This window comes from Prevotella melaninogenica (assembly GCF_018128065.1).
In the GTDB taxonomy this organism is placed as follows: domain Bacteria; phylum Bacteroidota; class Bacteroidia; order Bacteroidales; family Bacteroidaceae; genus Prevotella.
This window is the reverse complement of record NZ_CP072360.1, coordinates 860,822-883,075: the sequence shown is the minus strand read 5'-3', so window position 1 is coordinate 883,075 and position 22,254 is coordinate 860,822. Positions and strand designations below refer to the sequence as shown.

Here is a 22,254-nt window from a genome sequence, read left to right as displayed (position 1 = left end):
CGTTTTAACAAACAAATGATTGTTTTACAGATTTAAAAAGCAAAGAAAATGAAGAAATTAGTTTTAATGTTCGTAGCTATCGCAGCTATCTCTTTCGCATCTTGTGGTAATAACTCTAAGCCAGCTGCTAACGCTGACTCAACTGCAGATTCTGCAATGGTTGATAGCGCTAACGCTGATTCAGTTGCTGCTGATTCAGTTGCTGCTGACTCTGTTAAGTAATCAGAGAACGAACAGAAAAAGAGAGAAATTGACCGTAGGACTTTCGTCCTACGGTTTTCTCGTTTATGGGGATGTAAGTAATTCAGAATTATAATTACCGTAGATGCTGTTAGATACAAGAACTAACCATCTTTAAGACAGAATAACAGAACAAAGACAGGATAAAATAAAGACAAAGTAACAGAGAAACAAAAGAAGGGGGAAGAAATAGACAAAGTAACAGAAGAACGAAGACTGAATTGCCTGAAGACAGGGTAACAGAAGAACTTTTCTGTTTTTACACTTTCACTTTATTCTCTTTTCTATAGCTTTTGCAAGAAGAATGACTTTTGTAAAGAAAAATCTAATCTTAAAAATAAAAAGAGCGTAGATTAGCTTGCAATTAACGCCCAATTGACTTGCAAAAGATGCCCTTTTGAAGTCCAAGTAACGCCCTTCAAAACCCTTACTAAGCACCCTTTAAAACACGACTATGCAACTCGCTGATTCTTTGCAACTTACAAAGGGGGTTTTTTAGCTCGTTTTATCGCCTTTTAAAGCCTCAAAACACGCTCACTATGTAAACAAATTTCAAATCTCATAAGAGTGTTTTGCGACTTTTACAATCATCAAAAGAAAACCTTTATACTAAACAATTTTATGATACTGACGGCGTTTATCTCATAAAGGGGCTATAGACTATAATTCCGTTTGGGTCAGCCTTTTTAGTATATTCACTTATCGTGATTGTTGATATTGATAAATTCGTGAGGTATGAGATACTACTTACTTCCTATTTTCTTGTTAGTTTTGCTCGCTGCCTGCAGTAGAAACGATAGACACGTTTACCCCAAAGAATTTATAGGAAACTGGGCAGGTGTGGAAAAGACAGACATTGGTATGCGTCCAACCCTTGAAGTGACGGATTCTACCGTTGCATACGATCCAGGCATAGGAGACACTTGCAGGTGGTTTAATAGTTACCACTTTGTGAACGACTCACTTTTTCTGGCCTATGGTGAGAATGATACTAACCGCTGCAAAGTCATGGAGTTACACGATAGCATACTGATTATCAAAGGCTTGCTGTGGAACGAGGAAAAAGAAGTTAGCTTTGTACGGCAAAAAAGATAAGTGACATATCTTAAATCGTCCTATTCATTTACGATAACTCCTTTATCCAAGTTTATTGTAAACCTCTTACGCTCCTTCCCAAGTTCTTTCAGAAACCTGAATTTCACCCTATAGTTTTCATGAGTAATTCCTGCAACACCCTTTTGATAGATGACTCTATAATATGAAAATAAAACAACATCCGCCATTAAAACACCATCTTTCTCATAACCTAAGTATTGCTGAAAATAGGAATCAAAGGGCAGGTAATCAGCTTGATGCCTATGAATATACTTCCTTACAATGGTTTTAGCAAGTTCAAACTCCTTGTCATTCAACTGTTTCGGGACCTCTTTTCTTATCTTACCAAATAACGAGTCTCCATTAACCGTTACTGCCTTCTCAGAGATAACATTGTATATTTTTTGCCCCATTTCATCCTTTGCGTAAATATACACAGTATCATATGGAGAATGAACGGTTGTTACCTTTCGCGTCTCCGTTGTACAACAGAGTAGAAAGGGACAAGAAAAGATAAGTAGTATAGCCTTCATAAGCTTCGATTAATTGTTTTTAAAAGGAATATCCCCCACAAATATCCATACTGACCGAGCCTTTCCGTACTCCCTTTTTATTAATGGTGAAAAGATGCTATCACCATTCTCTCGTGCTATGGGGTACTTTTTATTCATAAACCAAACGGCATCTTTTGTGCGATAAAGATTCATCTTGATGTAAGGTTTGTCCGAAACATAATAGCCACCATATTCTTTCAAATCCTCATTGTTGGGGAAGTCTTGCACCAAGATACCCTCTGTCAGTCCCTCACTTGTTATGGTATGAGAAAGGACACTATCGGTGTATACCCATCCACGCAATAGTGTAAAGAACTTATTTCCGATACCTATTGGGGCTGTATTGAAGTCATAATCCACACATTCCATGATGACTATGTCGTCCTTGAAATCCTTTAGATGCTCTCTTTGGTCAGGAAAACGACCTTCTGCTACGCCCGACCCCTTCTGCTCATCAGTCGTCTTTATCTTGCAGGAGGTCAGTAGAAAGGAGAGAAAGAGCAGTGTTAAGACTGTTTGATATATTCTCATACGCTTCATTATTATTCGTTCGTAGTGTTCGAAAACAGGTGCTGTTAGCTACGCCAAAGATAATAAAAGTTTTGCAGATGGCAATGTAATTGATTTGATTTTCAGCCATAAAACAAAAATCCTCTTCACTCGAAAGAATGAAGAGGACGCTCATTTTATATTGTTTTGACTTACAATGCAGTGAAAGCAGCTACAAAACCAAAGATGATACCCGGTGTGTTAGCAATAGCCAATGGCCAATCACGCTTCTCCTTAAACAATCCGTAAGCAACCCATAAGGTGCAGTTAACGCCTGCCATAAAGGGTTGAATAAAGGTTCCCTTATGTCCTGCTAAGTTGTTTTCTATCTGTGGGAAGTAGAAAACATACATTAATACCGATGTTACCATACCGACCCATCCCATAGAAGTGAAGAACTTTTCCTTTGTCATAATTATATTTGTTAATTGTATATTTTTGAACTAAACAACTATTCTTTTGTCTTATTAATCGTTATCTATCTTGTAAACCAGACTCATTCTTTCCAATACAGAAAAGTATTAAAATCATCAACCATGGTGTTCCCAATAAGCTAAAGAGAATCCATAAAGCAACGCTTCTGTTTCTCTTTCGCGCCATCATAGCAACAATAATATACCCAATTATACAGAAAAGTCCAATTATAATCATGGTGCCGAGAGCAAATGCTCCACCTAAAACCCTCGATGCCATGTCTTGTGCACCTTCATTATTAACTGCAAAGGCTGACAAAGCCATTAGCATAGACAAGCATGACGCAAGTAATCTTTTTGATATCATTCTTTTAAACCTTAGTTATCTATTGGATACAAAGGTAACCTTTTCAAATTAAAATACTATCATTTGATGCATAAAAAGTGTTTATTTGTATTATCAAAATAGGCTTTTGTCTAATTAAAATACTTTTGAATACTATCCATTAGAGGGGTGAGCTCACGATTGATAACCCTTCCATAGCGTTCAACCTTTTGCAAGGCATAGGCAATGAAAAGGCGACGCTTAGCGCGTGACATAGCTACATAGAACTTACGAGCATCTTCCTCGTCTTGCTGTTTCGTCTTGTTATAAGCGTTCGGGTAGCGACCATCGGCTGCATCAAAAATGATAACATTATCAAACTCCAGCCCCTTTGCCTTATGAACAGTCGTCACATAGATACGCTCAAGAATACTCTTACTATTGCAGAAGTCGGCTTCCTTCAGTGTATTAATATCCATTATGTACTGTGAGAGCTGTGGAGCAAGAGCATTAGCTATCGCCTCATCAGTCAGCATATCTATACGAAGGTAACGGAGAATATAATCTAATCGGGAAATGTCGTTTATTAAACCATCAGAACGAAAGGCATTATAAGCAGTAGAGAGTTCGCTTACAAGGGCTGGTTCAGGCTCGGTTGATACCGTATAAAGCCTCTTGACAGCTGTTTGATAGAGTTCACCATAATTGCTACGAAGCACGTTAGCAAAGGGTTGCACCTTCGGATGACGAATAAATGCTGCTTGTTGTGCCTGTTTCTCACGTGCTTTATCGGCACAGAGACGTACAAGACTGATAGTTGCTTTCACATCATCAATCGCCTGATGACTATTAACACCTGTCAGTTGAAAGGTTTCGAGAAGACTCTCCAACTTGTAGGAATGAAGGCTTGGAGCCAATAGTCGTATCAGTTTTAGCGAGTCAAAGCAACGAATAGAATGTGCCTGCATCGTGTCATTGCAGTAACGTTGCAGATTGTTGTCAAGTATGTTGTAATCGTAGTTGGCATTATGTCCAAGCATAGGACTTGTACCCACGAATGTTAGGAAACGTTGTAAGGCATCTGCTGGGGTGAGTAGCTCGCCAGTAGCCATCTTCTTATGATAGATAGCATACATCGGATTCTCCTTATCACCGAGCATTGACGAAATCGGCTTATCGGTTTCTATGTAGAGATCAAGCGGTTCACCAATCACTTCCCCATCCTTAATTCGTATGGCAGCAATCTCAATAATGTCGTCATTGAACACGTCTAAGCCAGTTGTTTCGGTATCGAAAACAACGATTTCTTCCTCATCATACGCACGAAGAAACTCTGCCGTATAGCAGCTTTCAGGATAGAGAAGGAAGTCCGAAGGCGATAGTGCCAACTGCTTTAGCTTCCAATTAAATCGGCGAGCAAGGGCATGAGAAGGGAAGGCACGCACCCCTTTCATGATACGTGTCCATGCAATAGAGTTATGTTCGTTGGAAAGAACACTCAAATGTGCCAACAATAACTTGACATCGGGTGTATCGAAAAGGTCGCGACCAGAGACTTTAAAGTGAGTTAGTCCTGCTTCTGTCATCGCATCACTAATTCGATCGGCATCCGAATTAGCACTAACGATGACGGCTGTACGCTCTTCCTTATTTTGCTCATAAAGGCGGAGAGCTTCGATGGCAACATCTTTGTGTTCTGCTTCAATCGTACTACTATGTATGATTCTCAAGTCCCCGGGCTTTGCCTTTGTGCCGTTGTCAGAAAGAGGGAGTAGTTCGCGATCTATCTTCAATTGCTTTTCTGCATAATCATTGAAGATATCGAGCAGATATTTGGGCGAACGATGATTGCGCTGCAGATGATGTATATTACCCTTACAGCGCATCTTCAACAGTGTCAGCGTTTCTACTTTTGCCCCCATAAAAGAGAAGATTGCCTGCTGTTCATCGCCTAAGTACATCACCATCGGGTTGTCCTCTGCTGTCAGCAAGTCAATAATAGCGAGTTGCATACCATTAAGATCCTGCACCTCATCCACTTGTATCCACGAATAACGCTTGCAAGTGGGGTCAGAATGATAGATATCGTAAGTATAAAGCAACAGATCTTCGAAATCGAAAAGATGATTTTCCTCCTTATATCGGGCGTAACAATTAGCGTAATACATCTTCCAAAGCAGTACACGAATCCTATCAGCCGTCTTCCCATCAAGTCCGGGCGCATTCGCCTCGTCCATATATTCCTGTGCATGATGATAGATATTCAGTACCGCCTGCTCGTCGTATTCAATCTTTTGCGAGGCACATATATGCTTTACAGCTTCCCTATCATCATCCGTAAAGCTCTCTGGATGAAGATAATACTTCCACGGATGACCGTGTTCCATCTGATAGATGAAATGCTGAAAAAAGATAATCGTTTGATAACCTTTGTATCGGTTGAAGTCTTTTGTCACTCCTTCTTCGTCTTCATTGCGATAATCAGCAATGATACTCACCGCCTCTTCGTCATCAATAATAGCTGAATCCGCTGGTATCCTACCCTGCTCAAAGAGGAACTTAGAGCAAAAACGATGCACATTACCCACCATTAGCTCGGAGAAATCACCTCCCACCACCTTTTGAATACGGTTGGTCATCTCCCTTGCAGCACGATTTGTGAACGTCAGACAGAGCATATCCTCATACTTCACACCCCTTTCTCGTGCATATTTTATCCTCTCCGCGAGGATATGTGTCTTACCACAACCCGGTGATGCCAGCACAAGATGATGTCCCTGACTTGCCTCAACGACAGGAATCTGATATTTATCTAAACTTGGTGTGTAATTATTTGCCCCCATAGAAAGTATTTTTATAGCAGTAGATGCTTCTTCTGCAAAAGTAAGAAAAAGATTGGAAATAACTCGTTATCAAGTTAAAAGAATAGAAATAAAGTTGTAACTTTGTGCTTAACTACTTTATATTACTAACAAACACTAATGTGGAGAGGACTCTGATATGACCAAATTAAAACTAAAGAAGCATCTGTCAGTACTGCCTAAGGAAGACGTAATGAACCTTGTGTTGAGTCTGTATGATGCGAGCGCAGAAGCGAAGATGTATCTGGAAATGTATCTTACACCTGATTATAGCGGTGCATTGGAAAAGTACAAAAAGATTATTCGCGACGAATTTTTCCCCGCTCGAGGCTTTTCTGATAAGCCGTCATTTGCAACTTGTCGGAAGGCAATCTCTGATTTCAAGAAGTTGAAGGCTGACGCTATCAGTCTTGGCGATTTGATGCTTTACTATATAGAGTTGGGATGTGAATACACAATGACCTTCGGTGATATGTGGGAACAGTATTATACTACATTAGAAACGAATTTTGAGAAAGCTCTGAAGCATATTTCCGACCATAACCTTGAGGAACATTTCAGACAGAGAATTGAAAGTATGCTTAATTCAACACAATGTGGTTGGGGATTTTCTGATACCTTATGGGATATGTACTATGACTATTATGGTCGTCAAGAGTGAACAAAGAGACTTTGTCTAAACAAACATAAAGCCTCATCTATAAAATGAAGATATAGTAGACGACTAACAAATTTATAAAGATATTATGCAGGACTTTGCAGCGATTGACTTTGAAACAGCAAACTTTGAGCGATGTAGTGTATGCTCGGTGGGCGTGGTAGTAGTAAGGGGAGGAGAGATTGTTGATAGCTTCTATTCTCTTATACAGCCCGAACCGAATTATTATCATTGGCGATGTACACAGGTGCATGGGTTGACGTGTGCAGATACTGACGGTGCACCCGTATTCAGTGAGGTGTGGAAACAGATAGAACCAATGATAAAAGGTCTGCCATTAGTAGCCCACAACGCACCATTTGACAAAGGTTGTTTGAAGGCTTCTTTCTATACCTACCAAATGGATTATCCAGATTATGAATTCTTTGATACGCTGAAAGCAGCACGTCAGATGCTCCCTCACCTTCCAAACCATCAATTGCAAACGGTTTCTTCTGCCTGTGGCTATGAGCTAACCGACCACCATCATGCCCTTGCGGATGCAGAAGCTTGTGCGTGGATAGCACGTGAGATATTGTAGGATATTGGGTGATAAGTGATGGATGTTAGGTGTTAATGATGTGATAGGTGATAAATGATGGATATTGGGTGGTGAGGATATGTTACGTGAGAAATACTGGTGGTAACCATGAAAGTAGGGTTCACAAAGGTTAGTCAGCCTTGTTTTTAAATAAAAAGAATGAAAAGAATAAGGCTCGCAGTCCTCTTTAACGAACGTGCGGAGGCCCCGCACGTGTTGTGCTAAGGCTCCGCACACATGGTGCTAAGCCTTCACACGTATTTTATTAGACGCCAACCACATGAAAGAACGTTAGCAACACGAGTGATATATGCCGTTAGAAAGAAGTTTGACGACTCAAAGTTTGTGGAGAACTTCTACCTAATTAGGACTTATACAATATTTGAAACCACTCGTTAAGCAGAATATATAGAAAAGAGAATGGGTGTTGATGAATAGCATAAAGCTTCATCAACACCCATTATTTATCACTCAAACTCAACAAAAATCTTTAGTAAAGGTAGTGTATAGCAGAGGTAGCTCGATTAGAGAAAGAGCTATTCAGCAACACCCAACATCTAACACTCGTCACCTAAGTGACCCTCAACACCTAACACTTAACACCCATCACCTAACACTACGCACCCTCGAACTCGCGGAGGAAACGGGTATCGTTCTCTGAGAAGAGGCGAAGGTCGCTAACACGGTACTTAAGGTTAGCAATACGCTCAACACCCATACCGAAGGCATAACCCGTATATACATTAGGATCAATACCACAAGCCTCAAGGTCGTGTGGGTCAACCATACCACAACCGAGAATCTCTACCCAACCTGTATGCTTACAGAAGCCACAGCCCTCACCGCCACAGATGTTACAGCTGATATCCATCTCTGCACTTGGCTCAGTAAATGGGAAGTAACTTGGACGAAGACGAATCTTAGTATCAGCACCGAACATCTCACGCGCAAAGGTGAGAAGCACCTGCTTTAGGTCGGTAAAGCTAACATTCTTATCAACGTAAAGACCCTCAACCTGATGGAAGAAACAGTGTGCACGTGCTGAGATAGCCTCATTACGATATACACGACCGGGGCAAAGAACACGAATTGGAGGTTCGTGTGTAGACATATAATGTGCTTCGTCATTAGAAGTATGACTACGAAGGATGACGTTCTTTGTAACGTCCATCGTATTGCTACGCTCAATGAAGAAGGTATCTTGCATATCACGTGCTGGATGGTCAGCAGCAAAGTTCAACATCGTAAAGACGTGCTGATCGTCATCAATCTCTGGACCCTGATAGAGTGTGAAACCCATACGAGCAAAAATATCAATGATCTCATTCTTCACAAGCGTCAATGGATGACGTGTACCGAGATTGATTGGATAAGCAGTACGAGTCAAATCAATATCATCACTCTGTGCCTCACTTGTTTCAAGCTGGTCTTTAAGTTGGTTGATTTTGTCCTGTGCACTCTGCTTAAGTTCGTTAATCTTCATGCCGACAACCTTCTTCTGGTCGGCTGCCACATTACGGAACTCACCCATCAACGCATTGATTTCACCCTTTTTACTAAGGTATTTCAGACGGAGTTGCTCCACATCATCAGCACTCTTAGCCGTGAGTGCGCTCACTTCCTTGAGAAGTTCTTCTATCTTGTCTAATAACATAGTTCTTGATTATTTTCCTGCAAAGGTACAATTTATAATCGTAACGGAGAAATTACCCTAATATAAATTTATAAAAAAGCTATCTTATTAGAAATAAATATTGTACATTTGCAGCAAATTTGAGAAGAATAAAAAGAGAGTATGAAAAAAGCTTTTTTACTTATTTTGTGTGTTTGTGTAGCTATGATAGCTGTTACTACAGGTTGCACAAGCAAGAAAGTTGATAGCGATGACAGTACAACTACTGATTCTACGGCAGCAGAAGACACGGACACTGTAGACAGCGTTGACTCTGCCACGGAGGTGATTGCTGCTACTCCAATGCCAAAGGCAGCCGACCAGTTGTTTGACGACTTCTTCTTCAACTTCATTGCCAACAAGAAGTTACAGATGGATCGTATTAAGTTCCCATTGCCAATAGTGAATGGTAACAAGACTACCGAGCTATCCCGTAAGATGTGGAAGATGGATTTCTTCTTCCGTAAGCAGGGTTATTATACGCTTATCTTCGACAATGAGAAGCAGATGAAGTACTCTAAGTCTACCGACTTGGATAGTGTCATTGTTGAGAAGATACACCTAAAAAAAGGTATGATTGAGCAATATTGGTTCGATCATCAGGATGGTAGCTGGAAGCTGAATCAGATTCGTAACATCCCTTTCAAAGAGAGTTATAACGCTTCTTTCTATAGCTTCCTTTCACGTTTCTTTGCCAATGATGGTAAGGGGGCAGTGAAGAGCCCATTAGCTTATTATGGTTCAGATCCTAATGGTGAAGAGACAAATATGATTAACACTACTATCCCTGCTAACGAATGGTCATCATTCTTGCCAGAGGTTCCACACGATATGATTTATAACATCCTCTATGGTCAGAAATATTCAGAATCTAACCGCAGGATTATTACCTTCCGTGGATTGGCTAATGGCGTTGAAACACAGCTTATCTTTAAGCTGAACGACAAAGACTGGCGCTTAGAGAAGGTTGTAGCTTATTAATGAACAGACCTCTGCCTACGAGATTAGCTGTGGGGCTTTCTTTCATCTTATTACCTAACTGCTTAATGTTATTTTGTGAGTTCTTGCTCATAAAGAAGAACTTCTTAATAAACAGAGGTCAAGGGCAACGCAAAAAAGATAGAAGTTAAAATGAAAATAGAGTCTAACTATAGTCTGCTAAAGCATAACACCTTCGGTATTGATGCGAGATGTCAGCGTTTTGTTGAATACGAGTCAGTGGAAGAAGCACAGGAAGCTGTGCGTTCCTTGAAGTATGACGACTTCCCTCTGCTGATTCTCGGTGGGGGTAGCAACCTTTTACTCACAGCTGATTACAAGGGTACTGTCCTACACTCTGGTATCTCTTTTATTGAGCAACTCGATAAAGAACGTGTACGTTGCGGATCGGCTTACGTTTGGGACGACTTTGTAGACTATTGTGTTTCTCACGAGCTCTATGGTGCAGAGAACCTTTCTATCATCCCTGGCGAATGCGGTGCGAGTGCTGTTCAGAACATTGGTGCTTACGGTGCAGAGTCTAAAGACTTGATAGAAGAGGTGGAAGCAGTGGAGATTGCCACTGGTGAAGTGCACCATTTCAAGAATGCTGATTGCGAATACAGCTACCGACAGAGTAAATTTAAACGTGAATGGCGTAACAAATATCTTATCACATCGGTTACCTACCGTCTTTCCAGGACTTATCAACCAAAGCTCAACTATGGTAATATTCGTGCTGCATTGGCAGAAAAAGGAATAGAGAATCCTACTGCTAAAGAACTTCGTCAGACAATTACTGACATTCGTAATGCGAAACTTCCCGACCCAAAAATCATTGGTAATGCAGGTAGTTTCTTTATGAACCCTATCGTTTCTAAAGCTAAATATGAGGAATTGGCAGCAAAATATGAAAGTATGCCACACTATACCATCGATGACAATCACGAGAAGATTCCTGCTGGATGGATGATTGAACAATGCGGTTGGAAAGGTAAATCTTTGGGGCGTGCAGGTGTTTATGAGAAACAAGCATTGGTTTTGGTGAACCTTGGTGGTGCAACAGGTGCTGACATCGTCCGACTCTATAAGACTATCCAACATGATGTAAAGGAGATGTTTGGGATTGAGATACATCCAGAGGTGAATACCTACCCAACCCCTCCCAAGGAGGGGAGTGCCTAATGGGGTGCTAACGTTGCCTAAAATCTAATTAAAGAGCCGCTTTTCCTCAAACACCTCTCCCAATTCCTCCCCCAAAAGGAGTGCTAAACAAATGAAACAACTTTTTTTGATATTATGGTATGACATCATATTAAAGAGGTGTTTCATTCCAACCGCTACCTTTCATCAAAGAGATGACTTTACCTTTCTCACATCGCTAATCATTATTATAACTTCTGAATTGTATATGTTTTCTCACAGAGTTCACAGATAAAACAGAATTCCTTTTTGCTAACGTAACGCACAGAGACCTGATGGGTCTTGGACAACACAGAGTCCCCACCCCATCCTCCTCGAAGGGGAGGGTCAGGGTGGGGACTCCTGTTTCCATATGTTAGCCTATGCGCCCACATTATGTAGAAAACTAAGGAAAGTCCACAATTCTTATAAACAAAACGTTGAATGCCTCCCTTTTTGAGAATAAGAGGGGTTAATCCTCTTCTTCACCCGTATTTACTTCTTCAGGGAGATGGAAGCGATACTTACGTGCAAAGACATCACCCACGTTATTAATCTCAAGGAAAGTTGTGCCACCACCCGTACCAAACGTACCAGAAAGGTAAGCAATCTTATCCTCTAAATCAATATATCCCTTCTGACGAAGCATACGCAAAGCAGCTGTAAACATCTCTTCGTTTGACTTATGGCGATGCTGATAAACAGCGATAACACCATAGCTAAGATTTAACCAACGCTGCACCTTGTCCTTATAACAGATAGCTAACACTGGATGTGAACCGCGGAAGGCAGCAAGGTTACGAGCCGTCTGACCTGTTTCGCTGTCCGTGATAATACCTTTTACACCCAATTGTTCAGTTGCTTCAATTGCACTACGTGATAAGAACTCACGCTGATCGTTCTGGTTCATCATCGGAACTGTCACATGCCCGCGCTTATGTGCATCCTGCTCAGCTGCTTCAGCAATGCGTGCCATTGTCTGTACGGCCTCAACAGGATACTTGCCGCTTGCCGTCTCTCCACTTAACATCAACGCATCGGTGTGGCTATAGATGGCATTTGCAATATCGGTTACCTCCGCACGAGTAGGACGAGGATTGTTTATCATTGTGTGCAACATCTGAGTAGCCACAATAACAGGCTTCTTCTTCACAATACACTTGTTGATGATGCTACGCTGAATACCAGGAATCTGTTCGATAGGCACTTCAATTCCCAAGTCGCCACGTGCAATCATAATACCGTAGGAAGCGTCAATAATCTCGTCGATATTATCAACTCCCTCCTGATTTTCAATCTTTGAGATAATCTTAATATCTGAGTTGTGCTCGTCAAGAATCTTTTGAACAGCATGAACATCGGCTGCTGAACGAACGAAAGAGTGAGCAATGAAATCGATATCTTCCTCTATCGCCAACAAGATATTGGCTTTATCCTTCTCTGTAAGGGCTGGTAGTTCGATGTGCTCACCTGGTACATTCACACTCTTACGTGAGCCAAGCTCACCTTCATTCTGCACCTGTGCCACTAACATCGGCCCAACACTCTCGATAATCAGCATGTCTAAAGCACCGTCATCAAAGAGGACATGGTCGCCTACCTTTACATCACGTGCGAAGTCAGGGTAAGAAACATTAATGATATCCTTTGTTGATTCTACCTCTGGACGACCAAAAATCTTCACCATATCGCCCACCTTGTACTGTATAGGTTCAGCCACAGTAGTGGTTCTGACCTCTGGTCCCTTGGTGTCAATCAGCAAAGCCAAGTGTTGAGATACTGCACGTGTATTGCGGATAATCTCCTTAATACCTTCCTGGCTGGCGTGTGCCGTATTCATACGTACGACATTCATTCCGGAGAAGAAAAGTTTTCTTAAGAAGTCAACGTCACAGCGACGGTCACTAATAGAACATACTATCTTTGTTTGTTTCATAAATTGAGTGTGTTATTGTTTAATTCGACATTGCTGAGAAAATCATATATAAGAGGGATGATAGCAGTATCACGAACAACAATATAGAGGTAAAGATGATTGTAATCTTCTTTCCCAATCCACTCTTCGAGGACTTTCCATACCTCGTTGGAGCAATTTGCTCGTTCACGTTATCCCTTCTTATTTGTGTATGATTTACGGTGGCAGTTGTCTCAGCACTACTGCCCCTTGTTACATCCTCCTGCGGGGTCGCAACAATCATACTTTCACCACAATAGGGGCAATTACATTTTAGCGTATTACCACCCTCCGATTCTATGACAAAGGGACGATGACAATGTTTGCAAGCTATTTGAAATTGCATTCTTTCCTCCTTTCGTTTACTATTATCTTACGTCATCAATAAGGAGATGCCCATCTTGTGATTGCACCTTTATCTGACGATATTCTGTTCCTCCATCTTGTGACAATCTCACTTTATACCAATTATCATCTATTGGAACGACACTGAGGTTACGTTGGAGTTGCGCAAAGTCAGGCTCTGAAACCGTGTTCCCAAATGCTCCCCACCATACAGTCCATGGATCAACATCAGTTTCGTAAGTGCCTTGCGTTCCAAAAATCATTCGACTACAATAGTCTGTGAGGTAACGACTGTAGAAGACGGCATCTGCATTATCTGATAGGACTGCCTTCTTATAGAACGACTCTAAGAATTTACAGATACCCTTCCGCTTCTCATCTTGTCGCTGCGCCTCCGCTTCTTGTGCCTCCAGCTGTGCACGAACTTGCTTCACTGAGTCGGCATGTGCTTTGCGTTGTGCTTGTATTTCCAATTGAGCAGCCTCCTGCAGGTTCTGCCAATAAATGTAACCGAAGACTGCTCCGCCACCCAAAAGAAGAATGATCAACACCGTGAGAAGTACTTTTGTCGTTGAGCCTTGCTCTTTTTTCTCATCTTGTGTTATTGGTTGTAGCACAGACGGCGTAACAGGATTAGCTAAAGATGGCAGATTGACAAGCAATGACTGTCCACAATAAGGACAAGTACAACGTAAATTCTCATTGCCATCAGCAGTAATCGTGAATGTGCGATTACATTTACTACAAGTCACATTATATTGCATACGCTATCACTTCTTAAAAACAATGATTAGTAAAAACAAAGGATGAACAATATCCTTAATTTTAAATGCGGATTATCTTTTGCAAAATTAATAATTTTCTTCCAGACTTGGAAATGTTTTAAACAATAATATCAGCCTATGTCAGCGAACAAATATAAATTTCCCTATTTGATTTCCTGCGATAAAAGGGAGCAGAATATAACTTCTTCTCAAATAGCAAATCATCAACTTCATAATTCTTTAAGGTAGATTCTATTAATTGCCATCGACATCAAATCATTAAATCATGGGGTACGTTTTGTCATCTTTCGAACTCTCTTAGGAACAAAATGTCTGTTCATTCAGCCGTTATGTCCGCATAACTTCTTTGTTCACTATCAATTTGCTCTCGAAGATAATCTCGGAATATGACGAAGCTAAGTATTAGAACCCACCTCAAACAAGCATCTTCCCAATCATAAACTGATGAGGTTTGCCATTTCAGTAGAATTTATGTGAGTCTTTAGGAATTTGGAGTGATAAACATATAGTAACCACTCAAAGGTGTTTAGCAGTCAACAAAAAACATCTTAAAAGTAAAGGACTAATTATATTTCAATAATTCCAATTTTGCAAGACACTAACAATAAACTTGCAAAAGAATCGTTATACATTGTATGAAACGTAAGGATATTCAGAAATACATATTATTACTTTTGTTCATAGTGACAGCCCAGCTGGCACTGGCACAATCATTCACCCTTCAAGGTAAGGTTTCCGACAAGGAAGGCAACCCGATTGAATTGGCTTCTGTCATGGTTGTTACGCAAGGGAAACTGTCGATGACCAACCTAAAAGGTGAGTTCAGCATGCAACTGCAGAGTGAAGACTCTGTGAAGGTGCGCTTTTCAATGATTGGCTATAAGACCAAGACGAGGGTTCTCGTACGCCCAAAGGGTAAGCAGACCCTGCTCGTTCAGTTGGCTGACGACAACGCATTGGAGGAGGTTGTAGTACAAGGTAAAGCCAAACAGCACGGAACTACAGAAGAATTGGATATTCAAAAAACAAAACAAGGACCGTCAGCTTCGGGCAATGCTGTAGAGGAGTTAGTACAGACACAGGCAGGTGTTTCAACCCACTCGGAACTATCTTCACAATATAACGTTCGTGGTGGTACGTTTGATGAGAACTCTGTCTATATCAATAACATAGAAGTATTCCGCCCCTTCCTTGTGCGAAGCGGACAGCAAGAGGGTCTTTCGATTATCAACCCTGACATAGTTGAGGGCGTTGGTTTCTCAACAGGTGGCTTTGAAGCGAAATATGGTGACAAGATGAGTTCGGCTTTGGACATCACCTATAAACGTCCAAAGAAGACGGAAGCATCTATCTCTGCCTCTCTCTTAGGTGCCAGTGCCTACCTCGGATTAGCTACGAAGAAACTGACATGGACCAATGGTGTGCGTTATAAAACCAATCGTTACCTCCTTGGTTCACTCCAAACAAAGGGCGAATATCGTCCGTCTTTCCTTGATTATCAGACTTATCTGTCATGGCAACCCAACAAACGTTGGCAGGTAGATTTCATCGGTAACATCTCAGAAAACCGCTATAACTTCGAGCCAGAAGACCGTGAGACAAACTTCGGAACGCTGCAGAACGTGAAGAAATTCCGTGTCTACTTCGATGGACAGGAGAAAGATCTCTTCCGTACGTTCTTTGGTTCGTTAGCTATCACACGCCATTTGAGTTCTCGCACCGATATTTCCCTCCTTGCATCAGCTTTCACAACCAAGGAGCAAGAGCGTTATGACATTCAGGGACAGTACTGGTTGACACAGACTGAGACGTCTGAAAACCTCGGTGTGGGTACGTTTATGCAGCATTCTCGCGACTACCTCAATGCCAACGTGAAGAGTTTGAAACTGATGATGCAGCATCGTGCAGGCAAGCATAAGATTGAGGGTGCAGCGACTTATAAGATTGAGAGTATCAAGGAGAACTCTGCCGAATATGAATACCGTGATTCAGCAGGTTATAACGTTCCGCATACAGGTCGTGACTTGAAGATGATTTACTCGCTTCGTGCCCGCAATGAACTCAAGGCGAAACGCTTTGAAAGCTATTTGCAAGAGACATGGAACTTCCAGACTCGTGACTCTGTGCCAACACTTTTCACACTGAATTATGGCGTTCGCTTTGCGCATTGGGACTTTAATGGTGAGAGTCTTTTCTCTCCACGTGCATCGCTGACAATCACACCGGGCAGAAACCGCAACATTAGCTTCCGCATCGCAGGTGGTATCTACTATCAGGCACCATTCTATAAGGAGCTTCGCGACACGTCAATCGTCAATGGTGTTACCTACGCAACGCTCAATAAGAAGATTCGCGCACAGCAGTCTATCCACGCATTGGCAGGTATGACCTATCGCTTCGAGATGTTAGGTCGTCCGTTTAAGTTCACTGCGGAGGCTTATTATAAGGCACTCTCACGCCTCGTCCCTTACTCTGTTGACAATGTGAAGGTGACCTATTATGGTGAGAATACAGCTACAGGACACGCAACGGGTCTTGACCTTAAACTCTTCGGTGAGTTCGTTCCAAGTGCTGACTCGTGGCTGACGCTCAGTGTTATGAATACCAGTATGACATTGAATGGTAAGCGTATTCCACTCCCAACCGATCAGCGTTATGCACTCAACCTTTATTTCACAGACTTCTTCCCAGGAACAACGCGTTGGCGTATGTCGCTGAAATTAGCTTATGCAGATGGTCTGCCATTCTCTGCTCCACACCAAGAGTTAGAGAATAACACTTTCCGTGCACCTGCTTATAAGCGTGCCGACATCGGTATGAGCTATCGTTTATTAGACAACAACGATGGTCATCGCAATACTATCTTTAAGAATATTTGGCTTGGTCTTGACTGCCTGAACCTCTTTGGTATCAACAATGTCAACTCTTACTATTGGGTGACAGACATTGCTGGACAGCAGTATGCCGTACCAAATTACCTCACTGGACGCCAGATAAATGGTAGAGTGACAATCGATTTTTAGTAGGGAAATAAACACCCCACTTCTCCCCCCGACCCCTCCCCAGTAGGGAGGGGCGTGATTACCGAGATACCCTTTAGATTGGTTGACAAGTAAACGAGTTGTTTGTTTTGATTACCGCAGCAAACTGAAGTAATCATAATTTTGAATTATGAACTATGGGTATGTTCATTGTGTATCTTCTCTCTTCCATTCGTTCCATTCGTAGTTCTGTACATTCATACGTAGTATTTTTTTTAGAGTTATCCATAAACTTAGTTTCCTGTCACTTCTATCATTTGTGGTAAATGCTTAACTTGTTATATTACAATGAGATATACGAAATGTTAAAAATGACAGCAAACTGGAATAAAACAATTCTTTTATTATATGTAATAGTATTTCTCTTATTTTGGAAGTACTTATCATTTCAAAGTTTGGAAGAACTTTTTTATAATTAGCTTTTTGTGTACCTATTTCCCCACTTTTTCCCACTGAATTCTGAAAGCCTTAACCTTGACATTAAATGCTTCAGCATTAAATCCTAAAATAATCATCTTCTTTAAAAGGTAGCAAACCCTCTATCCACGTGGTTTTTCTTTCTTCATCTTCTTCTGGGTTATCAGGCGAAGAAACCGATAGCCCCATTAGGCGGATTGGACGATCATGGAAATTCGTTTCCCTCAACAACTGCTTAGCAAGGGGTAGGATATCTTCTTTCGTTCGGAGGATTTTCTCCTGTGTAAGACTGCGTGTAATCTGCGTTGTGGCATCCCACTTTAGTTTGAGAGTAAGCGTTCGACCTCTGAAATCCTTCTTCTCCAATCGTTCAACTAATTCCAGGGTGATATGATAGAGTTCGATGATAATCTTTGACTCTATGTGTAAATCCTCAAGGAACGTACGTTCGCAACCCACTGACTTACGTTCATACGCAACGATGACGGGACGATTGTCAATACCACGTGAGAAATCATAGTAAACATTCCCCATCTTACCGAATACTTGTATTAGGTGTTCACGCGATATCTGTCGCAGTTGTTCTCCTGTGAACAGTCCCATTTTATGCATTCGTTCAGCCGTCTTTGGACCAACGCCCCACAGCTTTTCCACAGGAAGCTGTCCAATAAAATCAAGTGCACGATCAGGATGTACCGTGAAGATTCCATTCGGCTTGCGCATGTCAGAGGATATCTTCGCTAAGAGCTTGTTGTAGCTAACTCCTGCAGAGGCAGTTAGCGAGGTACGCTCGAAGATCTTCCGCTTAATTTGCTTAGCAATCTCAACGGCAAGATCAATACCTTTTTTGTTATCAGTCACGTCAAGAAAAGCTTCATCAAGTGAGATGGGTTCAACCAAATCAGTATATTCATGGAAAACGGCATGTATCTGTTGTGATACATCTTTGTATCTATCGAAATGGCAGGGGACAACAATCAGCTGTGAACAGCGACGTTTTGCCTGCGCCATTGACATAGCCGAACGCACGCCATGGACACGTGCTTCGTAACTGGCAGTAGACACAACGCCACGTGGTCCGTCGAAACCTACTGCAATAGGCTTTCCACGGAGTTCAGGATTATCCCTTTGTTCAACCGATGCAAAGAAAGCATCCATATCAATGTGAATGATTTTACGCATGATAGTGTCTCGTTATCTATGCAAAGATACGACGAAGAGAGGAAAGATAAGTATTTCTAACAAATAAATAAATAAAAAAGCGTACCTTTGCAACAAAATAATAAAAATAGAGTTATAATAACGATAGAGAATCAAAGTACGAATAACAAAATGAGAGAAATCGAGAGTCATGATGCCATGGGGAAGCTTCAACGCTGTGTGAAGCGGGCTTTTGACTTTGCTGCAGCACTCGTAGGACTGATTATCTGCTTTCCGCTTTTTCTCCTCATTGGTATTCTAATTACTTATCAAAGCAATGGTCCGATCTTCTTCCGACAGATACGTATCGGATATAAAGGACGTCCGTTTGCAATCTTTAAGTTTCGTACGATGAGTAGTGTTGTGGAGGAAGAGGGACCGCAACTTGTTGCAAAATGTGACAATTCTAACTCTACTCGATTGGAACAGTTCCTGCGTGGGCATCACTTAGACGAACTCCCACAACTATGGAATGTGCTGCGAGGTGACATGTCCTTCGTGGGTCCGCGTCCTGAGCGTAAGTTCTTTATTGATAAAATTATGGAACGGACCGACCGCTACCAGCTCATTTACGAGATGCGACCAGGACTTACATCAGAGGCAACACTCTATAATGGTTATACCGACACTATGGAGAAGATGCTCCGACGAATGGAAATGGACATTCACTATCTGGAACATCGCACATTGTGGCTTGACTTTACAATCATCATTAAGACGGTTCTGAAAATTGTTATTGGAAAGAAATTCTAAATAAGAAAATGAAGAAATATATTCTATTTGTATTACTCGCATTATGCTCATTGAGTGGTTTTGCACAGTCGTCAATGACCGATACACAGGTAATGGACTTCGTGCAAAAGGAACATAAGAAAGGAACTCCACAGGCACAGATTGTCACCAAGCTCATGCAGAGCGGTGTAGACATCTCGCAGATACGCCGTGTGAGAAATATATACGAGAAAATGCAGAAAGGAAATGCTGCTTTTGGCGCAGCCAAAGACGGCGCAACGATGGATCGTAGTCGTACAAACAATGGGCAGACAAACCCTAATGCTGTCCCAGGAAAGAGCAAAAGACAGATTGCCGATGCAACACTCGATGATTATAATGCCAATGAGCAGGAGGTAAGCAGATATTCAGAAGGACGTATCTCACCTAATCGTTCGTGGACAAACACATACGATGAGAACGATGGTGAGTACCTGAAGATGCAGACAGAAATGAATGAGTGGATGCCGCAAGATACCGTAATACTGTATGAGAACTTATTGAAGCAGTTAAGTCGTAACCGAAAAAAGGTTTGGGGTCGTGACATCTTCAACAATAAGAGTCTTTCTTTTGAACCCAACATGAACATGGCACTGCCACGGAACTATCGCATTGGTCCTGGTGATGCTGTATTTATTGATATATATGGTGCCTCACAGAAATCTTATCAGACAACGGTTGCACCTGATGGTTACATAACCTTAGAGGGCTTCGGTCCTGTTCAGGTGAGCGGTTTAACGGTGGGGCAGGCTAATAATCGCATCCGAGAGAAGATTGGCAAACGATATAGCAGTTCGAACATACGCCTCTCTGTTGGTCAGACCCATACCATCATGGTGAATGTTGTGGGTGAAGTAAAGACCCCAGGAACCTACACACTGTCGGCTTTTGCCACTGTTTTCAACGCATTGTACATGGCTGGCGGTATTGGTGACTTAGGAACGCTACGCAATATCAAGGTATATAGAGGCGGAACGCTCATCAGTACGGTTGACGTATACGACTTCCTTCGTCGCGGTCATCTAAGTGGCAATGTGCGATTGGCTGATAACGACGTTATCGTTGTTGGTCCTTACGAGATGCTCGCTCAGGTGAGTGGTAAGGTGAAACGCCCAATGTTCTATGAGATGAAACGTGGCGAAAGCCTTGGCACACTCATCGGTTATGCGGGTGGATTTGCTGGTGATGCCTACACACGTTCAGTACGTGTACGCAGAAAGACAGGTCGCCAGTATTCTATCTTCAATGTTAATGAGTTTGACATGCGCAACTTCCGTGTTGCTGATGAAGACTCTATCAGTGTTGACTCGGTTATCCCAAGATACGAAAACATGGTTGAAATCAAGGGAGCCGTGTTCCGTCCGGGTATGTATGAAGTGGGTGGACGCATCAACAGTGTACGTGGATTGATTGAAGCAGCTGACGGATTGACAGAGGTGGCATTTGCTCCACACGCCGTTTTACACCGCAAGAAGGCTGACCGCACATTGGAGGTTATCTCGGTAGATGTGGATGGAATCCTTACGGGTCGTGTGGCTGACATCCCTATACAAAACGAAGATGTACTCTTCATCCCTACACGTACAGATGCACAGGAACAACGAACGATAACCATTCATGGTGAGGTACTCTATCCAGGCATCTATCAGTACGCTGACAATGAGTCGTTGGAAGACTTCATTCTGCAGGCTGGAGGTCTGAAGCAGAGTGCTTCTACAGTGAGAGTGGATGTGTCACGTCGTGTCACAAACCCACAAGCCCTTATGCCAGACTCTATCATCGCCCGCACCTATTCGTTCTCACTACGTGACGGCTTTGTTATCGATGGTGCACCAGGCTTCGTACTTGAACCTTACGATGAGGTATATGTACGCAAGAGTCCTGGTAGTACTAACCAACAGAATGTTAGTATTGATGGTGAGGTGGTGTTTGCAGGAAACTATACGTTGACTTCAAGAAAGATGCGTCTGAGCGACATCTATAAAGCTGCAGGTGGCGCAACAGAACTCGGCTATATCAAAGGCGCACGATTAGAGCGTCGCCCAACGCCCAGCGAACGTCTACGCATGGAGAATGCGTTAAAGATGCAGCAGGAGCAGCAACGTAAGAATATGATTAACTTAGCTGTGAAAACAAAGGATGCTGGTGTGCTGCAAGCGATACAGGAGAGTGACAAGAAACAACAGGAAAAATTCCAGATACCTGACACCTATCCTGTTGGCATCGAGTTAGATAAGGCAATAGCTAATCCAGGAAGTGATGCCGACATCGTTCTTCGTGAGGGCGATCGCATCGTCATTCCACAATACAATGGGACCGTTAAGATTAATGGTGCGGTTATGTTCCCTAACTCTGTTGGCTATGTTGAAGGCAAGAACGTTGCTTACTATATCGATCAAGCAGGTGGTTTCGCCAGTGATGCGAAGAAGAGCAACACCTATATTCTCTACATGAACGGCATGTTAGCAAAGGTAGGCCACAATGCTAAGGTTCGTCCAGGTTGTGAGATTATCGTTCCAACAAAGATACAGAGCAAGATGAGCCTTGCTGAAACCCTCAGCGTCGGTTCAAGTGCTGCCAGCATCGCAGCCGTCATTGCAACGATTGCAAGTTTGCTGAAGTAGGAAAATAATT

The 22,254-nt window shown here is 42.1% G+C and carries 18 protein-coding genes; 9 read left to right on the top strand and 9 right to left on the bottom strand.

Annotation, left to right across the window (positions count from 1 at the left end):
- Positions 1 to 48 precede the first annotated feature (48 nt).
- Positions 49 to 222: a PG1828 family lipoprotein gene (locus tag J5A56_RS09375; RefSeq protein ID WP_021671945.1), complete on the top strand. Its 174-nt coding sequence runs from the start codon at positions 49 to 51 to the stop codon at positions 220 to 222.
- A gap of 753 nt (positions 223 to 975) precedes the next feature.
- The gene (locus J5A56_RS09370; protein WP_021671943.1) at positions 976 to 1,335 is read left to right on the top strand and encodes a hypothetical protein; all 360 of its coding nucleotides are present in this window, start codon (positions 976 to 978) and stop codon (positions 1,333 to 1,335) included.
- A gap of 20 nt (positions 1,336 to 1,355) precedes the next feature.
- On the opposite strand, the gene J5A56_RS09365 is transcribed toward J5A56_RS09370, so the two are convergent.
- From J5A56_RS09365 to J5A56_RS09345, 5 genes are all read right to left on the bottom strand, one after another.
- Complete coding sequence (locus J5A56_RS09365) at positions 1,356 to 1,748, bottom strand: hypothetical protein (protein WP_231370812.1); 393 nt, start codon at positions 1,746 to 1,748, stop codon at positions 1,356 to 1,358.
- Positions 1,749 to 1,877: 129 nt separating this feature from the next.
- Positions 1,878 to 2,420 (bottom strand): hypothetical protein, encoded by a 543-nt coding sequence (locus J5A56_RS09360; RefSeq protein WP_231370811.1) that lies wholly within the window; start codon positions 2,418 to 2,420, stop codon positions 1,878 to 1,880.
- 170 nt (positions 2,421 to 2,590) lie between these two features.
- Entirely contained in the window at positions 2,591 to 2,851 is a 261-nt protein-coding gene (locus J5A56_RS09355; protein WP_021671940.1) for a hypothetical protein, read from the bottom strand.
- 61 nt (positions 2,852 to 2,912) lie between these two features.
- The gene (locus J5A56_RS09350) at positions 2,913 to 3,218 is read right to left on the bottom strand and encodes a hypothetical protein (protein ID WP_036919889.1); all 306 of its coding nucleotides are present in this window, start codon (positions 3,216 to 3,218) and stop codon (positions 2,913 to 2,915) included.
- Positions 3,219 to 3,328: 110 nt separating this feature from the next.
- Positions 3,329 to 6,019, bottom strand: a complete 2,691-nt coding sequence (locus J5A56_RS09345; protein WP_021671938.1) for a 3'-5' exonuclease — start codon at positions 6,017 to 6,019, stop codon at positions 3,329 to 3,331.
- 157 nt (positions 6,020 to 6,176) lie between these two features.
- Between J5A56_RS09345 and J5A56_RS09340 the strand changes: the two genes are divergently transcribed.
- Both J5A56_RS09340 and J5A56_RS09335 read left to right on the top strand, forming a co-directional pair.
- On the top strand, positions 6,177 to 6,698 hold the full coding sequence (locus tag J5A56_RS09340) for a DUF6155 family protein (RefSeq protein ID WP_021671937.1): 522 nt from the start codon (positions 6,177 to 6,179) through the stop codon (positions 6,696 to 6,698).
- Between the two features lie 85 nt (positions 6,699 to 6,783).
- Positions 6,784 to 7,275 (top strand): exonuclease domain-containing protein, encoded by a 492-nt coding sequence (locus J5A56_RS09335; protein WP_021671936.1) that lies wholly within the window; start codon positions 6,784 to 6,786, stop codon positions 7,273 to 7,275.
- Between the two features lie 616 nt (positions 7,276 to 7,891).
- On the opposite strand, the gene pheS is transcribed toward J5A56_RS09335, so the two are convergent.
- On the bottom strand, positions 7,892 to 8,929 hold the full coding sequence (gene pheS / locus J5A56_RS09330) for a phenylalanine--tRNA ligase subunit alpha (protein ID WP_021671935.1): 1,038 nt from the start codon (positions 8,927 to 8,929) through the stop codon (positions 7,892 to 7,894).
- A 141-nt stretch (positions 8,930 to 9,070) separates the two neighbouring features.
- On the opposite strand from pheS, the gene J5A56_RS09325 reads away from it, so the two are divergent.
- Together J5A56_RS09325 and murB are read left to right on the top strand one after the other, a co-directional pair.
- Complete coding sequence (locus J5A56_RS09325; RefSeq protein WP_021671934.1) at positions 9,071 to 9,928, top strand: DUF4348 domain-containing protein; 858 nt, start codon at positions 9,071 to 9,073, stop codon at positions 9,926 to 9,928.
- A 138-nt stretch (positions 9,929 to 10,066) separates the two neighbouring features.
- On the top strand, positions 10,067 to 11,110 hold the full coding sequence (gene murB, locus J5A56_RS09320) for a UDP-N-acetylmuramate dehydrogenase (protein WP_255326129.1): 1,044 nt from the start codon (positions 10,067 to 10,069) through the stop codon (positions 11,108 to 11,110).
- A gap of 469 nt (positions 11,111 to 11,579) precedes the next feature.
- On the opposite strand, the gene pyk is transcribed toward murB, so the two are convergent.
- Together pyk and J5A56_RS09310 are read right to left on the bottom strand one after the other, a co-directional pair.
- Positions 11,580 to 13,043, bottom strand: coding sequence for a pyruvate kinase (pyk, locus tag J5A56_RS09315; protein WP_021671930.1), 1,464 nt, complete (start codon positions 13,041 to 13,043; stop codon positions 11,580 to 11,582).
- Between the two features lie 386 nt (positions 13,044 to 13,429).
- Positions 13,430 to 14,170: a DNA-binding protein gene (locus J5A56_RS09310; RefSeq protein ID WP_036919884.1), complete on the bottom strand. Its 741-nt coding sequence runs from the start codon at positions 14,168 to 14,170 to the stop codon at positions 13,430 to 13,432.
- Between the two features lie 656 nt (positions 14,171 to 14,826).
- On the opposite strand from J5A56_RS09310, the gene J5A56_RS09305 reads away from it, so the two are divergent.
- Entirely contained in the window at positions 14,827 to 17,214 is a 2,388-nt protein-coding gene (locus tag J5A56_RS09305) for a TonB-dependent receptor (protein ID WP_021671927.1), read from the top strand.
- A 513-nt stretch (positions 17,215 to 17,727) separates the two neighbouring features.
- On the opposite strand, the gene dinB is transcribed toward J5A56_RS09305, so the two are convergent.
- Positions 17,728 to 18,831 carry a DNA polymerase IV gene (gene dinB, locus J5A56_RS09300; protein ID WP_021671926.1) on the bottom strand — a complete coding sequence of 368 codons (1,104 nt, stop codon included), beginning with the start codon at positions 18,829 to 18,831 and terminating at the stop codon, positions 17,728 to 17,730.
- A gap of 150 nt (positions 18,832 to 18,981) precedes the next feature.
- Here dinB and J5A56_RS09295 point away from each other — a divergent pair, with 150 nt between their 5' ends.
- Positions 18,982 to 19,602, top strand: a complete 621-nt coding sequence (locus J5A56_RS09295) for a sugar transferase (RefSeq protein WP_036919882.1) — start codon at positions 18,982 to 18,984, stop codon at positions 19,600 to 19,602.
- A gap of 8 nt (positions 19,603 to 19,610) precedes the next feature.
- Positions 19,611 to 22,244, top strand: coding sequence for an SLBB domain-containing protein (locus J5A56_RS09290; RefSeq protein ID WP_021671924.1), 2,634 nt, complete (start codon positions 19,611 to 19,613; stop codon positions 22,242 to 22,244).
- Positions 22,245 to 22,254: the final 10 nt, after the last annotated feature.

Excerpts from the sequence above, each read along its gene's own strand:
- dinB (WP_021671926.1), bottom strand. The coding sequence starts at position 18,831 with ATGCGTAAAATCATTCACATTGATATGGATGCTTTCTTTGCATCGGTT.
- J5A56_RS09335 (WP_021671936.1), top strand. The coding sequence starts at position 6,784 with ATGCAGGACTTTGCAGCGATTGACTTTGAAACAGCAAACTTTGAGCGA.
- pyk (WP_021671930.1), bottom strand. The coding sequence starts at position 13,043 with ATGAAACAAACAAAGATAGTATGTTCTATTAGTGACCGTCGCTGTGAC.
- J5A56_RS09310 (WP_036919884.1), bottom strand. The coding sequence starts at position 14,170 with ATGCAATATAATGTGACTTGTAGTAAATGTAATCGCACATTCACGATT.
- J5A56_RS09375 (WP_021671945.1), top strand. The coding sequence starts at position 49 with ATGAAGAAATTAGTTTTAATGTTCGTAGCTATCGCAGCTATCTCTTTC.
- J5A56_RS09340 (WP_021671937.1), top strand. The coding sequence starts at position 6,177 with ATGACCAAATTAAAACTAAAGAAGCATCTGTCAGTACTGCCTAAGGAA.
- J5A56_RS09365 (WP_231370812.1), bottom strand. The coding sequence starts at position 1,748 with ATGGGGCAAAAAATATACAATGTTATCTCTGAGAAGGCAGTAACGGTT.
- J5A56_RS09355 (WP_021671940.1), bottom strand. The coding sequence starts at position 2,851 with ATGACAAAGGAAAAGTTCTTCACTTCTATGGGATGGGTCGGTATGGTA.
- J5A56_RS09345 (WP_021671938.1), bottom strand. The coding sequence starts at position 6,019 with ATGGGGGCAAATAATTACACACCAAGTTTAGATAAATATCAGATTCCT.
- J5A56_RS09305 (WP_021671927.1), top strand. The coding sequence starts at position 14,827 with ATGAAACGTAAGGATATTCAGAAATACATATTATTACTTTTGTTCATA.
- J5A56_RS09290 (WP_021671924.1), top strand. The coding sequence starts at position 19,611 with ATGAAGAAATATATTCTATTTGTATTACTCGCATTATGCTCATTGAGT.
- J5A56_RS09360 (WP_231370811.1), bottom strand. The coding sequence starts at position 2,420 with ATGAGAATATATCAAACAGTCTTAACACTGCTCTTTCTCTCCTTTCTA.
- pheS (WP_021671935.1), bottom strand. The coding sequence starts at position 8,929 with ATGTTATTAGACAAGATAGAAGAACTTCTCAAGGAAGTGAGCGCACTC.
- J5A56_RS09350 (WP_036919889.1), bottom strand. The coding sequence starts at position 3,218 with ATGATATCAAAAAGATTACTTGCGTCATGCTTGTCTATGCTAATGGCT.
- J5A56_RS09370 (WP_021671943.1), top strand. The coding sequence starts at position 976 with ATGAGATACTACTTACTTCCTATTTTCTTGTTAGTTTTGCTCGCTGCC.
- J5A56_RS09325 (WP_021671934.1), top strand. The coding sequence starts at position 9,071 with ATGAAAAAAGCTTTTTTACTTATTTTGTGTGTTTGTGTAGCTATGATA.
- J5A56_RS09295 (WP_036919882.1), top strand. The coding sequence starts at position 18,982 with ATGAGAGAAATCGAGAGTCATGATGCCATGGGGAAGCTTCAACGCTGT.